At 58.3% G+C, this 14,534-nt stretch carries 15 protein-coding genes; 12 read left to right on the top strand and 3 right to left on the bottom strand.

Features of this window, described 5'->3' with window-relative positions:
- The first annotated feature begins 16 nt into the window (after nucleotides 1-16).
- The 10 genes from HMPREF3169_RS09680 (at nucleotide 17) to HMPREF3169_RS09635 (ending at nucleotide 8,345) form a co-directional block, all read left to right on the top strand.
- Complete coding sequence (locus HMPREF3169_RS09680) at nucleotides 17-751, top strand: hypothetical protein (RefSeq protein WP_070456291.1); 735 nt, start codon at nucleotides 17-19, stop codon at nucleotides 749-751.
- Nucleotides 742-1,617, top strand: a complete 876-nt coding sequence (locus HMPREF3169_RS09675) for a hypothetical protein (protein ID WP_070456289.1) — start codon at nucleotides 742-744, stop codon at nucleotides 1,615-1,617. Before HMPREF3169_RS09680 ends, HMPREF3169_RS09675 begins: the two co-directional genes overlap by 10 nt.
- A gap of 1 nt (nucleotide 1,618) precedes the next feature.
- Complete coding sequence (locus tag HMPREF3169_RS09670) at nucleotides 1,619-3,601, top strand: hypothetical protein (protein WP_070456287.1); 1,983 nt, start codon at nucleotides 1,619-1,621, stop codon at nucleotides 3,599-3,601.
- Nucleotides 3,602-3,610: 9 nt separating this feature from the next.
- Complete coding sequence (locus HMPREF3169_RS09665) at nucleotides 3,611-4,438, top strand: hypothetical protein (protein ID WP_070456285.1); 828 nt, start codon at nucleotides 3,611-3,613, stop codon at nucleotides 4,436-4,438.
- A 51-nt stretch (nucleotides 4,439-4,489) separates the two neighbouring features.
- A complete protein-coding gene (locus HMPREF3169_RS09660) occupies nucleotides 4,490-4,759 on the top strand; it encodes a hypothetical protein (protein ID WP_070456283.1) in 270 nt (89 codons plus the stop codon).
- A gap of 334 nt (nucleotides 4,760-5,093) precedes the next feature.
- The gene (locus tag HMPREF3169_RS09655) at nucleotides 5,094-5,666 is read left to right on the top strand and encodes a hypothetical protein (RefSeq protein ID WP_070456281.1); all 573 of its coding nucleotides are present in this window, start codon (nucleotides 5,094-5,096) and stop codon (nucleotides 5,664-5,666) included.
- A 72-nt stretch (nucleotides 5,667-5,738) separates the two neighbouring features.
- Nucleotides 5,739-7,220 (top strand): peptidoglycan DD-metalloendopeptidase family protein, encoded by a 1,482-nt coding sequence (locus tag HMPREF3169_RS09650; RefSeq protein WP_083286109.1) that lies wholly within the window; start codon nucleotides 5,739-5,741, stop codon nucleotides 7,218-7,220.
- Nucleotides 7,221-7,592 carry a hypothetical protein gene (locus HMPREF3169_RS09645; protein WP_070456279.1) on the top strand — a complete coding sequence of 124 codons (372 nt, stop codon included), beginning with the start codon at nucleotides 7,221-7,223 and terminating at the stop codon, nucleotides 7,590-7,592.
- A complete protein-coding gene (locus HMPREF3169_RS09640; RefSeq protein ID WP_141741005.1) occupies nucleotides 7,589-7,996 on the top strand; it encodes a hypothetical protein in 408 nt (135 codons plus the stop codon). The genes HMPREF3169_RS09645 and HMPREF3169_RS09640 overlap by 4 nt, the downstream gene beginning before the upstream one ends.
- Nucleotides 7,997-8,000: 4 nt before the next feature.
- Nucleotides 8,001-8,345: a hypothetical protein gene (locus HMPREF3169_RS09635; RefSeq protein ID WP_061921527.1), complete on the top strand. Its 345-nt coding sequence runs from the start codon at nucleotides 8,001-8,003 to the stop codon at nucleotides 8,343-8,345.
- Nucleotides 8,346-8,386: 41 nt separating this feature from the next.
- Here the strand turns inward: HMPREF3169_RS09635 and HMPREF3169_RS13620 are convergent, their stop codons facing one another.
- The 3 genes from HMPREF3169_RS13620 to HMPREF3169_RS09620 are packed head-to-tail and all read right to left on the bottom strand — an operon-like array spanning nucleotide 8,387 to nucleotide 9,815.
- Nucleotides 8,387-9,040, bottom strand: a complete 654-nt coding sequence (locus HMPREF3169_RS13620; RefSeq protein ID WP_070456277.1) for a MucR family transcriptional regulator — start codon at nucleotides 9,038-9,040, stop codon at nucleotides 8,387-8,389.
- Nucleotides 9,037-9,441: a hypothetical protein gene (locus HMPREF3169_RS09625; protein ID WP_070456275.1), complete on the bottom strand. Its 405-nt coding sequence runs from the start codon at nucleotides 9,439-9,441 to the stop codon at nucleotides 9,037-9,039. Before HMPREF3169_RS09625 ends, HMPREF3169_RS13620 begins: the two co-directional genes overlap by 4 nt.
- A gap of 32 nt (nucleotides 9,442-9,473) precedes the next feature.
- Entirely contained in the window at nucleotides 9,474-9,815 is a 342-nt protein-coding gene (locus HMPREF3169_RS09620) for a hypothetical protein (RefSeq protein WP_070456273.1), read from the bottom strand.
- 453 nt (nucleotides 9,816-10,268) lie between these two features.
- Between HMPREF3169_RS09620 and HMPREF3169_RS09615 the strand changes: the two genes are divergently transcribed.
- Both HMPREF3169_RS09615 and mfd read left to right on the top strand, forming a co-directional pair.
- Nucleotides 10,269-10,877 (top strand): TetR/AcrR family transcriptional regulator, encoded by a 609-nt coding sequence (locus HMPREF3169_RS09615; RefSeq protein ID WP_061921571.1) that lies wholly within the window; start codon nucleotides 10,269-10,271, stop codon nucleotides 10,875-10,877.
- 12 nt (nucleotides 10,878-10,889) lie between these two features.
- The gene (mfd, locus tag HMPREF3169_RS09610) at nucleotides 10,890-14,534 is read left to right on the top strand and encodes a transcription-repair coupling factor (RefSeq protein ID WP_061921568.1); all 3,645 of its coding nucleotides are present in this window, start codon (nucleotides 10,890-10,892) and stop codon (nucleotides 14,532-14,534) included.

Below are 14,534 nucleotides of genomic sequence, written 5' to 3'. Positions count from 1 at the left end.
TGAAAGGAAATAGTGGATGCCTGGTTGGGGTATGCGGTATGTCTCGCCGGATGGTAATTCTTATGAGTTGCTTAATGGTGGGGCTGGCACGCCGTTTATTGAGTACGACACGTTGTCTGGCCTGGTTGGTGTGTTTGAGGACACGCCAATTGAGTCGGTGGGTGTTCCTGGTGCCCGTGTTGATTTCCGCGATCGTGTTGTAAAACAGCTGGAGGGGTCTTTCACTTTGGTTGTTTTTGATGCGGAGCAGTGGGAGCAGGCACGGCGTGATTTTTCTCCACGACGGCACGGGACTCTGGTGTTGGAGTCGGAGGAACGGTTCGAGTTGCCGGTTCGGTGCTCGACGGTGTTACCGCCGCCGGGTGTGGTTCCCGAGGCTGGTCAGCGTCTTGAAGTTGCTTTGATTTCTGATGCGGGTGTTTGGGAATGCACCCTATCGTCCACGTTAAATAGTGTCACAGTGACGAATTGGGGTGATGTTCCTGTATGGCCAGAAATTGTGTGGAATGGCGCCGGTGGGCCGGTAACGTTACCTTCTGGCGCGAAATTCACACTCCCGGCGGTTACTAGTGAACATCGGCTGCCGCTGGCGCGCAACGCATCCGGCAAAGCGGTAAACACTTCCACTGGTGCGACCTTGGCTACCGACGCAGTGGGCGAGTCAGTCCCCGTGGACGAGACCCGGACCTTCATCACCCCAACAAGTGCGCGCCTTAATTGGAAGATTGGAGTACTCGACCCATGGATTTAACCTCATGGCGAAAGCATATTGACTATGTCGTTAAAGATGAGGGCCAGTGGTTAGGAATCCTTGATGAGAACGGCCTACCGCTTTATGAGTTGCCGGCTTATTCTTCAGTGTCGTTTCCCGAGGCGCATTTGGATGCTTCATCTGCCGAGGTCGTTGTTCCCGTGTCTGCAGGAGATACGGTGCTGGATGATTTGGTGGGCGAGGGGTTGGGTGTGCAGGACGCGGCTGGGCGGCTGGTGCCCGCGTCTGGTCCGACTCGTTTGTTGATGCTGGCGCGGCCAGGTGAGCGCCGTGTGGGAACAGTGACTCATACGGTTGCTGGCGGTGTGTCCGCGCCGTCAACGCTGACTGTGCATGCGGTTGATTTGGTTAATGGTTTGTCGTGGTGGCCTTGCCCTTCTATTCCTGTTGAGTGGGGGCGGGCTCAGTTTACGGATTGGGATACTGACGCTAGTGGCGAGAAGTACGCGTCTTCGCGGCGTTTGGCGCAATTGCAGTTTGCTACTAATGCGGATGGCTATACGAAACGTGGCGCGGCTGTCAGTGTTATCCGTGACCTTATCCAGGATTCTTTCGATGCCGTAAATTCGCTGTATGGCTGGGCTGATAATCCGCACGCGGTGGTTGAGTATCCGGCGGGGGTGGATGAGTCACCGGAGGTTTTTATCCGGGTTAATGATGATCCTGTATTGGATACTGTGGCGGAGCATGCGCGCTCCGCTGGTGTGGGCATAGAGGTGATCCTTTGGTGGCCTGGGGATGATGCGGTGCGTGTTCGCACAAGCCGTGACCCGCGGGCTTTTGGGTTTAAGTCGTGGCCGCATCCGGTCCAGATTGTGCGTGTGTCTCACGTTAAGGGGGAGTAATTTGTATCCGCTTATTGCTGATGGTGGCGAGTTGACTGTTTTGCGGTCGCTTGCTGCTTTTTCTTATGGGCAGTGGAAAGTTGACTGGCCGGACACTGTTCCGGAAGATCAGCGTCCGAAGTTGGATGATGATCGTGATTTTGGGTACGCGGCAAGGTTGAAGTCTGAGCCGGGGCGCATGGGGCGTAGGTTTGTACGCTCGGATGTGAGCATTAATGCTGCTGAATACACCCCGGAGGGGGTGCGTGTTGAGTATACGGGTTCTTCGGATGTGGAGCAGGTGCTTGATGAGGCTGCTTCGCGTACTGATGGTGAGGCTTTTTTCGAGCAGGATATTGAACGCGCTGGCTTGGGTTCGCTAGTTCCTTATGTTGATTTCGATGTTGATGATGTAGTCCCGGTGCAGATTTGGGGGCGTGTTCTTGATGCGCCGGTTACGTCGATTGAGGCTGTTTCTCAGCTTGGTGGCGTTGTTGATTGGCGTGTTCATGTTGGTGGCTCGTTGTTGGTGGATGATGCTGCGCGTTTGCGGTCGAATGATGATTTGATGCGGGCGATTGTGCAGGAGCGCAGGGAGCGGGCTAAGGCTGTTGACCGGGCTGTTTCTAAGGCTTCGACTGCGGTGGCTACGGCTAATTCTGCTAACTCGAAGTCTGATAAGGCGCTTAAGGCCGCTACGGACGCTGATGGAACGATTGAGTCTAAGCTGGCGGAGTATCGCCGGTTGGTGGCTAAATTCGATGCTGATGTTGTGGTTAATTCGCAGGCTGCTGATGATATGCGCCAGGCGGCCGAGTCGTATGCGTCTTCTGTGGCTGCAGCCAAGGTGGACACAGAGCGGTACGCATCGCTGGTGGCTAATTCGAAGGTGATTCAGTCGGCGGTGGAGTCGGCGGCGGCGGACGCTAAGCGGGCGTCTGGTGAAGTCTCGTCGTTGATTAATGCCCCCGATGGTGAGTTCCGCAAGGGCGTGGCGAAGTTCACTGAGTTTCAGGCGATGGTAAATGACAAGCAGTCAGCTTGGAATGTGGGTATTCAGAAGACGTTGGATGCTCAGTCTGATGTGAATGCGAAGCAGCGGCAGGTTAATGAAGTTCAGGCTGACGTTAATAACAAGCAGCAGCTGGTTAATCAGTCGCAGCAGCAGGTTAACGCGACGCAGGCGAATATTAACCGGCAGCAGTCGGAAATTAATACGGCGCAGGCTGCGGCGACTGCGGCTGCCCAGCAGACTGCGTCGGATGCGAAGTCTTCCGCAGCTTCCGCAAAGACCGCGTCGGATAAATCGTTGCAAGTATCGACTGGTCTGGTGAAAGCCCAGCAGATGCTTGAGGATACGCAGCTTGTTCAGGGTAATGCGATCTTTTGGCAAGAAGTCCACCGTACCAGGGTGTTTTATAAGTACAGCATGACCACTACTGATACGTATGACGATGTTATGACGATTACTCCTGTTGATTTGCAGCGAAAGATGCGGATGGATTTCGTGGGTAATTGGGCTGGCCGCGTCATGGTTGAAGCTCGCATGACGGATGCGTGGGGGAATAATTCACGTATTGATTTCTTCACCTATGAGGTTAGTCCGGGTAACCGCCGGTTGATTGTGGAACCAGAAGTAGCTAATTACGGCGTGAATAGGATGCACGTCACGATTGAGCAGTGGTGGCCTAACGCGCCGATGGAGTTTGTTTTCGTCCCGAATGGTTCAGGTGGGTGGCAGAAGCCGCCGTATGAGGATTCTATCTATGGAGGCATTAGTAAATCTTTGTTGAACCGTGGGATTATGTTGGTCTGGTGGGTTCGTGGAAAGCCGTATGTAGCTAGTCGCGATGTCTTTTCTTCGCCTGATAATGGGGCGACGAGGAAGTTTTATCGGGCGGGGGCCGTGCTTCCTCAAAGTGGAACTGTTGATGGAATGGCGTTTACGGGGATTACGCCGGTGTCTGGTGATACGCGCCCGGTGAGATTAGTTGAGCAGCTTTAAGGAGTAAGTATGCCTAGTGTTTCTGGCAGTTTGAAGTATGTGACGTTGCGTGCGGCGGCGGTTAGTGAGGTGTTGGTGCGTGCCCCGGAGGTGCGTGCGGAGGCTGGTGGTGTGATTACGAGTAGCGCTGACCGTGTGCCGGTGACTGGCGGCGTGGTGTCGTTTACGGTTTCGCCTGGCCCTGCGGTGTTGACGCTTGTGGAGGCGGGGCGGCCTGTAGAAACCATCCCTATCCTTGTGGGCTCGGGCGCGTCGCAATCGTTGCAGCAGGTTGTGAGCGCCGCCAAAGTCGCGGATGATGCCACACGGCGGGAGATTGAGAAGCTTGCCGCCCAAGCCGTCGAGCTCGTGGACTCGTCGGTAGCGAACGCGAAGAAAGCCCAAGACGGAGCCACCCGCGCCGAGAAAGCAGCAGGAAACGCCAAGACCTCGGAGACCAACGCGGCCTCGTTTGCTAGCGGGGCTAAGTCCTCCGCCACGTCGGCATCAACGAGCGCGTCCAAGGCGGCCACGTCGGAGCAGAACGCAGCCAGATCCGCCACGAGCGCTAAACAAGACGCGGACAAAATCGCCAACACCCTCGACAACACGTTCTGGCAAGGCGACAGACTCGCCGTCAACGGCATGATTTCCCCACCCCTGACTGGCCCTAAGGGTGACCCCGGCGACGTGTCTAAGGCCCAGCTGGATACGGCTATCGCAGCCGAGCAGGCCCGCACCGTCGGCATGGTCTGGATGGTGGAAACCGAAGACGCCGCCAAGACGAAAGAATCTAGCTGCCAAAAAGGCGACTTTATCCAAGTCGCCCAAACCGGAAACATCTACCAGGTGGTGTAAACAAATGACTAATATCCTGAACTTCGTTACCCCCCACAAGGCGGTGGCGGCATGGCACTAAAGCTCATCACGCAAATATCCACCGTCAGCGGGCAAGGCTGGGAAGCCAGCAAAAAAGGCGGGGTAACAACACTCGTACTCAATGCCCCCACCACACCCATAACACTGCCCAACGAGTTCCGACCGAACACCAATATCCAAATGGTGATCACCGGGCTTACAGGCCAGTCGGGGCGTGCCATCATCAACTCAAGCACCGGCGTCGTGACTCCTTTCATCGACGGGAATTACTACGGAACAGTCACCTACCTCAACCCCTAAACCTGGTTGGGGGTGGTGCGTAATGGCACTACGGCTAGTAAACACTCCGCGCTACATCACAGCCAATTTCTCGAACGGGAAATGGTTACTGCCCATCACTGTGTGGGCAGAAGATGCTGGAGATAGCAGACTCAGACTCCTAGGTGGGAACTATCTCATTCACGCGCCTGGTGGGGGTGCCATTTATGCAACAGCACGTTCAGGTGGATCCATGGGCCCCTCTATCCAATTTAACGGTAGCGCAGTGACCGGAAATAGCTGGATGTGGTACGTGCTCGCCAAGACCGGCAACGACCAACCACTCGTAATCTTCAAACTCGAATAAGGAGAAACCATGACCGTACAGGAATTACAAGACCAGATTAAGCAACTCGACGATGCTGAGTTTCAGGAACTGTTGTCGTGGGTAGTCACCCCCGAGCGTGAACGCCGCGCAGCACAACCCGCGATTGATAAAGCCCAGGCCGACATTGTGACCGAGTTGCAGGAGTCGGGCAAGCTGGAGAAGCCGGAGGTTGCGACCGAGGAGCAGGCTAAGGCGAATGTGGATGCGGTGCCGGAGTGGCAAGACCCGGGAACCGACCATTCCCGTATGTATCACCAGGGCGACGTGGTACGCCACCAGGGCAAGCTGGTGCGCTCCACACACGCGGGCCTCAACAGTTGGGAGCCAGGCGCCCTTGCTTTTGATGGGCGTATCTGGGAGATTTTGGAGACTACCGACGAACCGGAGACTTCGGAGACTACCGAGCAGCCCGCCGCCCCAGCATTCAAGCAGCCCACCGGCGCTCACGACGTCTACAAGCAAGGCGACAAGGTTACCTTTAACGGCGAGGTGTACGAATCCCTTATCAACACCAATGCGTACAGCCCCGAAGCGTACCCACAAGGCTGGAAGAAACTCTAACCAGCCCAAACCCTAGCTCCGTTGACCGCACAGGTCACGGGGCTTTAATTATGCCCGAAAGGAGGGCGAAATATGGTTACTCACCCGATGAAGCAGGGTACCTATCAGGTGTCTAGTGGGTATGGGCCACGCTGGGGCACGTTCCATGCTGGCCTGGATTTCGCGGCACCAATCGGCACGCCAATCTATGCGGCGGCGGATGGTGTCGTGGTGGAGGGCAAAGAGCGTTACAACGTGTCCGGCTTCGGCAGCTGGATTTGGCTCGACTGCCAGGACAGCGTCGGCAAGGATTTCATTTATGGCCATGTAAAGCATGACGGCATTCTGGTTAAGGCTGGTGACCGTGTACGCGCCGGCCAGCAGATTGGTGTTGTAGGTAACGAGGGCCAGTCCACCGGGCCTCACCTACACTTCGAGGTGTGGGGGTCGCCGGGTCGCCTAGGTGGTGCTCATCAAGACCCCGCCCCGTATCTCGCTAACGCGGTGCAGCCCGGCGAGTCTGTTGCTCGTCCTGTGGGGAAGCAGGGCGGCACCATCTACGGCATTGACATTAGTGAGCATAACGACGGGCTTAGCTGCGTTAGGGCCAAGCAGGAGGGCGTAGAGTTCGCAATCATCCGCCTGTGCGACGGTACCCACGTGGATAGGGTGTTTCACTCGCACTTGGCAGACGCCGAGCAGGCCGGAATGCTTGTTTCCACTTATTGGTATCTGCGCGCCCCATCCGAGGGCACCAGCATCGCCCAGCAGGTCGATGTAATCGACCAGCAAATGGGAGGTCGCCGTGACCTGCCCGTGTGGATAGACGTGGAATCCGTCGATATGAATTATCCCGCCAGCGACCCGCGCCGCTACCTCCTCGTGGAGAAAGACGTGTGGGATGCGAAACGGGAACTGGAAAGGCGCGGATATCACGTGCCCGGCATCTATACGGGCCGCTGGTACTGGGAGAACATGCGCGGCGGAGAACCCTCCATGAACGGCCTCGGCAACCTGTGGGCCTCTAACTACGGGGTGAATAACGGGGCCGGTGACCCGCGCAGCCTGTACGCCAGCGAGGGCGGCGACCGTCACCCCGGCTGGGACTACCCACTAGGCGACCGCAAGCCAGACCTTTTGCAGTACGGGTCTCGTGGCACCGTCGCAGGCCGCCCCAATGTAGACATCAACGCCTACCGGGGCACTAAGGCGGAACTAAAGGCCCTATTCACCGGACACACACCCAAGGAGGAGCTAAGCATGGCCGACATCCAAAAAATACTCGACCACATCGACCGGAAAACCGAAGAGACTAAGCGTTACGTCGATATTCGCATCACCGACCCCATTGGTTCGGATGTGAAAGATATTCGGCAGCAGCTAACCGGCGGGCGCGACAAGATCCTTCGCAGGGACGGCACCGTAGACGTTGAGGCGTCCTACCCCGGCTGGGAACAACTAGGTCAAGATAGCCAAGGCCGTAATCTCACGCTCGCGGATGCGGTGGCGAGTATCCGTCACCAACTCGTGGAGATTCAGGCAGAAGTAGACGAATTGAAGCGGAGGAAGAAGTAAATGGGTAAGCATTATAATCAGGCGGTTCTTAATTCCGTGTCTGAGCAGATTGCGGATGCCGTGGCGGTGGAGCTACAGGAGCAGCCGTGGTGGCTGCGCTACAAGGGTTCTATCATGCTTGCTTTGCAGGCCCTAGCGTGGGTGGCTGGCGCGCTGCCGGTCATGCTGGCTGACGCCCCGGCGTGGACGATTTTTGCTGCAGGTGCCATCGGTTATTTCATCACCGCGCTGGTTAACCGCCTGACTGTTGATGGTGTCACGCCGTCTATGGCGCCGCGTCTTGCAGCGCAAGCAGAATACCGGGAGCAACAAGCAGCACCACAAACCCCCACTCTGCCCGTCTACAACGGCCCCACAACAAACGAGGCATGATGAAGCACAAGCTAGCATCGTGGTTTAAAACGGACGAAGCCGGGCTGACTATTCTTGCGCTGCTGACGATCATTCGTGGGCTTTCCTACGTGCCGCCCCTGATTAATCCAGACCGCACGCCTGCCCACTATTTGGAGGGATGGGCAAGCCCCACCGTATGGGCGGGCATTTGGGTCACTGTGGGCGTGTTTTGCCTCGCCGCGACATTCATCCCCAAGCTTCTACCGGCAGCGGTGGGGCTCGCGGTGGGGCTTCATGCGGCATGGGCGATGAGCTTTCTCATGGGCACAATCTTGGGGGATGCTCCGCGTGCCTGGGTTAGCGCCCTGAATTATCTCGGCGTTATTTTTCTGGCCTTGTACGCCTATGGCAGGGAGCGAATCCAGATACCAGAGATGAGGTGAGCGCATGTCTCTAGCTTCACTTCTCAGCGCTGCTCTCGTCGCTCTCATTACGACCATCGGCACGGTCTACGGTCAAAAGGTCGCAGGCCGCTCACAAAAAGAAACGAAGCAAATTGAACAATCTGGGCCTGATTGGAAAGCTTTCACGGAGGAAATGCGCACCAACCTGGATAAGCAGGATAAAAAGATTAGCTCGCTTGAATCCCAGGTGGAAACTCTAAGGGAGCGCATCGACCAGCTCAAAAGTCGCTACTGGGTGGCAGTGAACCACATTAGGCAGCTGCATTTACACTACCCAGACTCGCGGGAGACTGTGCCCGCCCCGGAAGAAATTGCGCACGACATCTAAAACTGACCCTCACCCTAGTGGTGGGGGTCTTTTTCTGCGTTTTACTCTATAGGTGTGCGCCCAAGCTCTTCGCAAAGCTTGAGATAAGCCCGGAATCTTTCAATCCGCACCCGCACCGCCACATGAGATACGCCCGCACTACGTCCTATCTCCGATAGTGATTCGCCCGCGTCTCGGCGCTCCATCCACGCCCTCGCGCCTGGCTTCGCGGTCCGCTCATACAGCTGAATGCGGTAGCACCGGTCGCTACATGTGGCGCGCCCGCGCACCTCAGTAAGCCGCTTTCCGCATATTACGCAGCGGCGGGTGACAGGCTTTTTCGCGCCTTTGATATTTGCCCGCGCCGTCGCTGCTTTCTGCTCAGCAACTACACCACGGGGGACGAAAGACTCTTCTGTGCGGGCGTGTGACGCGGCTGTGGGGTCGCGCTTTTCTACCATCCGATCCCACTCCGGTGTACCCACATGGCTTAGGGCTTGGCGTGACTTGGCGCGCCGCGTCGCAGGGGCTACTAATCCCATGCCGCGTGGCAAACCGTACGCTTGTTTGTACTCTGCTGCGGTCATGTCGTGGGCTTTAATGAGGTGCGGGGCTAGTGCCCGGTACAGCCCCCCGCACTCATGGCAGATAATGCGCTCATCATCACCATCGAGGTAGCCGTACCGGCCATACCCGTCTTTGTCGCCGGGTTTCATGCGCGGATGATTTTGTCTACTGCCTGGCGGGAGATACCCGCAGCGGTGGCCACATCCTGTACGCGTGCCCCGGCGTGTACGGCGGCGCGGATAGCGTCGTCACGCTCATCACGGGCGTGCTCTAGCGCCTGGGCTTTATTCTCCATGTCCTGTGCTGCCTCGGTCACAGTGTCTAGCTCGTGGAGTCCGAGGTCTCCGGCGCGGCGTGCGGAATCGATAGCACCTAGCAGGAAATCGAAATCATCTTGGGTGAGCTCGTCCTCGTCGATGCTGCGATCTTCTAGCTTCTCAATCTGGTCAAGGTAGGTGCGGGCGATGTCCTCAGCGGCCGTGGTGTCCATTCCGTGCTTAGTGTGGGCGGCGATGGCTACATCTCGGAGGGTAAAGGTCTGGGTGGTCATTGTGATGGGTCCTTTCTTTGGTGGTGGGGGGGTTAGGCGGCGAGCTGCTCGAAGGCATCGAAGATTTCCTCCATGAAGCCGTCGGTGAGTGGCTCGCGGGAGATGATGGCGGTGGGGATGATGAGGCGAGCGCCCATGTGAGCGTCCTCGTCCTCATCCTCGGAGGTGGTGCCCTCGACCTCGAGAAGCTCCCAGGTCTCGTCCCACTGGATGCCGGTCTGGGCGATGTACTCTGCCAGGGCTTCGCGATCGTCCATGACGCTGATGCCGTGGCGTGGGTCTGCGCCCAGGTCGTTCCAGGAGTAGGAGAACTGGTTTTCCGGGTCAAGGATGTCGGGGCGGTCCTGGGACTGGATGCGGTAGTAGGTGGTCATTTTTTTGCTCCTTTTCTTGCTTACAACCCCATTATATGCCACCCCGGTTGCAGTGTCAACCCGAGTTGCAAAGAATGTTTTAGGCATGGCGAAAGCCCTGCCGTCTTGAGGGTGAATGGTGGATTTCTTTAATTCCCTTAGCGCTCTGCGACACCTCTAGGTAGACCTAAAATTTGACTGCATTTTGACTGCACGCACCACCATAAACCGCCATAAACCGCCCCATACCGCCTTATTGCAAAAACTAGAAACCCCCACCGACCAGCATTTATAGTGGTCAGTAGGGGCCGGAAGAAGCTTCCCCACCAGGACTCGAACCTAGAATGACGGTACCAAAAACCGTAGTGTTGCCGATTACACCATGGGGAATAACCGCACGCTCAAGGCGTGCGTTGCTAATAGTACCTGACGCATATGCCTTAATTACAAATGCCACCCACTAAGCTTGATCGCATGGTTCGACAGAGGATGACTGGACGCGAACGTCGCGAGCAATTGATCGTGATTGGCCGAGCGGCATTTGCCGAGCTGGGCTTCGACAGAGCCAGCGTAGAGGAGATTGCGGCGCGAGCTGGCGTGTCCAAGCCTGTGGTCTACGAGCACTTCGGGGGAAAAGAAGGCCTCTACGCGGTCATCGTGGACCGCGAGATGCTCGCCCTGGAGAAGGTGATCACGCATTCGCTTAGCGAAGGAACCTGGCGCGAGCGCATCGAGAAAGCCACTGTCGCACTTTTAAACTACGTGGAGCAAGAAACCGATGGATTCCTAATCCTCGTACGTGACTCCAAGCCCGGCGACGAACGCTCTTATTCCACTTTGCTTAATTCCTCCGTGGGGCAGGTTTCCTATATCCTGGGCGCCGCCTTCGAGCGCCGCGGCCTCGACGCGAAACTGGCAGGACTTTATGCCCAAGCGCTAGTCGGCATGGTCTCGATGACCGCCCAATGGTGGCTGGATACCCGCCAGCCGGCAAAGGAAGTGGTGGCTGCGCACATCGTAAACTTGTGCTGGAATGGGCTGTCTGGAATGGAAGCTAAGCCAAAACTGAGAGGAACTAACTAAGTGGCAACGCCGATGCTCGCCGGACTACTCAAGGTCGCGGCTTCCGACCCGAAACTCAAAGGGCTTGCCACCCAGGTAGGCGAGCCACACCTGCACATCACCGGCATCGACCAAGCGCGCCCCTGGGCTATCGGCACGCTGGCGAATCAGGCGCCCGTTCTCGTCGTTACCGCCACCGGCCGTGAGGCCGAGGACCTCACCGCGGAGTTAACCGCGATGATGGGGGACAAGGTTGCCCAGTTCCCGGCCTGGGAAACCCTTCCACACGAACGCCTTTCGCCCGGCGCGGATATCGTGGGCCGCCGCGCGCAGGTGCTGCACCGCATTGCAGAAGGCAAGCTGCGCGTCGTCGTCACGGCAGCGCGTGGATATAGCCAACCGATCTTGAAAAACGTGGAAGGCCGCAGTCCGATCAGCCTGGCCGAGGACATGGAAATCGAGCTCGAGGCCATCGTCTCCCAGCTGGAGTTTCGTGCCTACAAGCACGTGGACATGGTGGCCAAGCGCGGCGAGTATGCCGTTCGCGGCGGCATCTTGGACGTCTTTCCCACGACGCTCGATTACCCGGTGCGTGTGGAATTCTGGGGCGATGAAATTACCGATATCAGGCAATTTTCCGTGGCTGATCAGCGCGCGATTCTAGAGATTGAGGTCGGCGCGGTGGACATCTTCCCGGCGCGTGAGCTTCCGATTACTGACGACGTCGCCAAGCGTGCCCAAGACCTTGCCCTGCAGCACCCGGGCAATGCTGCCCTCGTGGAGCTTTTGACCAAGGTCGGTGAGCATATTCCGGCCGACGGCATGGAGGCGCTGCTGGCGGTGCTTAGCGACGCCCCGCTGGTCACCCTTCCCGAATTCATGCCTGAGGGTACCCACGTGCTGCTGGTCGCGCCGGAAAAGATTCGCACCCGTATTGCGGATCTAGAGTCCACGGACGCGGAATTCTTGGCTGCCGGTTGGGAAGCCGCTGCCATGGGGGCGGATGGTCCTTTGACCGCTGAAGGCCTGGACACCGAGGCCGCTAGCTACCGTTCCTACGAGTCTTTGGAAGCAACGTGCGCTAACGCGAGTTTGCCGCTGTGGACCTTTGCGCCCCCTGGAATGTTCATGGCCGACGAGGCGCAGACCTTGCCGCTCGAGTATGAACCGGGCCCGACGCCGCGTGGTGACATTAAGGAAATCGACGCCATGATGGCGCAGCTGCTCGCGCATACCCGCGACGGCGGCCGTGCGGCGTTTATCGCGCCGGCTCAGGGTGCCATCAAGCGCATGGTTGAGCGTTTTGCGGAAAAGGGCATCCGCACCAAGGTCGCGACTCCTGGCTGGGAGCCGACGCCTGGCGAGGTCACTTTGTATCAGGCGCTTTCACATGCGGGCTTGGTATTCCCGAAGGCCCGCAGTGCCGGCGGATCGCAGAAGGAACAGCTCCCGTTGGTTGTCATTACGGAGACCGACCTGACGGGTAATCGCGTGGGCGATATCGCCGGCGCAAAGCGACGCCCAGCAAAGCGCCGCAACCGCGTCGATCCGCTGGCGCTCAAACAGGGCGACTACGTGGTGCATGAAACCCACGGCATCGGCCGCTTCCTCAAGATGGCCGAGCGCACGATTCAGTCGGGTGATGAAACCTCCCGACGTGAGTACATCGTGCTGGAGTACGCCTCCTCGAAGCGCGGTCAGCCGGCCGATCAGCTCTGGGTCCCGATGGACTCGCTGGATCTGCTCTCCAAGTACACCGGCGGCGAGAAGCCGACGCTGTCCAAGATGGGCGGCTCGGACTGGAAGAACACCAAGAAGAAAGCCCGCGCCGCAGTCCGCGAAATCGCGGGCGAGCTGGTGGAGCTTTATGCCAAGCGCCAAGCCGCGCCGGGACACCAGTTTGCGCCGGATAACCCGTGGCAGGCGGAGATGGAAGATAACTTCCCGTACGTCGAGACTGAAGATCAGATGATGGCCATCGACTCTGTGAAGCAGGATATGGAATCCAGCGTGCCGATGGACCGCGTCGTCGTCGGCGATGTGGGCTATGGCAAGACCGAGGTAGCGGTGCGCGCAGCCTTCAAGGCAGTGCAGGACGGAATGCAGGTGGCGGTTCTGGTGCCGACCACCTTGCTGGCGCAACAGCATGCCGATACCTTCCGCGAGCGCATGACCGGTTTCCCGGTCAATATTCAGGTGCTTTCGCGCTTTACTTCTACCAAGGAAGCCAAGGAGATTGTCTCCGGCTTGGCAGACGGTTCCGTCGATATCGTCATCGGAACGCATCGCCTGCTGCAAACAGGTGTGCATTGGAAGAACCTAGGGCTAATCGTTGTAGACGAGGAGCAGCGCTTTGGCGTGGAGCATAAGGAACATATCAAGGCGCTTAAAGCCTCCGTTGACGTGCTGACGATGTCTGCGACCCCAATTCCGCGCACCCTCGAGATGTCCATGGCGGGCATCCGCGAGATGTCTACCATCCTGACCCCGCCGGAAGACCGCCATCCGGTCCTGACTTACGTGGGTGCTTATGAGGACAAGCAGATTGCTGCGGCGATCCGCCGCGAGCTGCTGCGAGACGGCCAGACCTTCTTCATCCACAACAAGGTCTCTGACATTGAAAAGAAGGCCCGCGAGCTCCGCGATCTCGTGCCGGAGGCGCGCATCGTCGTGGCGCACGGCCAGATGAACGAGGAAGCCCTCGAACGGACCGTGCAGGGCTTCTGGGACCGTGAGTACGACGTCCTGGTTTGTACCACGATCGTGGAAACCGGCCTGGACATCGCTAATGCGAATACGCTCATCGTGGAAAACGCGCACCACATGGGCCTGTCTCAGCTCCACCAGCTGCGCGGGCGCGTGGGGCGTTCCCGTGAGCGCGGCTATGCTTACTTCCTGTATCCGAAGGGCGCCACGCTGACCGAGACCTCCTATGACCGCCTGGCTACCATCGCCCAGAACAATGATCTGGGCGCCGGCATGGCCGTGGCGATGAAGGACTTGGAGATGCGCGGTGCCGGCAACGTCTTGGGCGCGCAGCAATCCGGCCACATCGCGGGTGTCGGCTTCGACCTTTATGTCCGCTTGGTCGGGGAGGCAGTGGAGACTTTCAAGGCCCTTGCCCGTGGCGAGGTTCCGAAGGCCACCGACGAGGGACCGAAGGAGATCCGCATCGACCTGCCAGTCGACGCCCACATCCCTGAGGATTACATCAACTCCGAGCGCCTGCGCCTGGAGGTTTACCGCAAGCTCGCGGCCTCGAAGGACAATAACGATCTGCAGTTAGCTGTAGAAGAAATGGAGGACCGCTACGGCCCACTGCCGGAGCCAGTGACCCGTTTGCTGGCCGTCGCTCGACTGCGTCACCAGGCGCGCCGGGCAGGCGTGGGCGATATCGCGGTGCAGGGAACGCGCATTAAGGTCCACCCGGTGGATTTGGCGGATTCGAAGCAGGTGCGCTTGAAGCGCCTTTACCCGGGCTCCAATTACCGCGCCGCGGCGAAGGCTATTCAGCTGGGGTTCCCCAAGGCGGGCCGCAACGTCACCTCCCCGAAGTTGCGGGATATCGAGCTGCTGCAGTGGATGGCGGATTTCTTTTCCGCCATGTTCGAACTGGACAAGATCGATGTCACCGGCGCAAAGGTCGGCGGGAAGAATGTGATCTCTGTAAGCCAGTAA

The sequence above is a fragment of the Corynebacterium sp. HMSC08C04 genome, from assembly GCF_001807495.1.
In the GTDB taxonomy this organism is placed as follows: domain Bacteria; phylum Actinomycetota; class Actinomycetes; order Mycobacteriales; family Mycobacteriaceae; genus Corynebacterium; species Corynebacterium simulans.
This window is presented reverse-complemented; position numbering and strand designations above follow the sequence as displayed.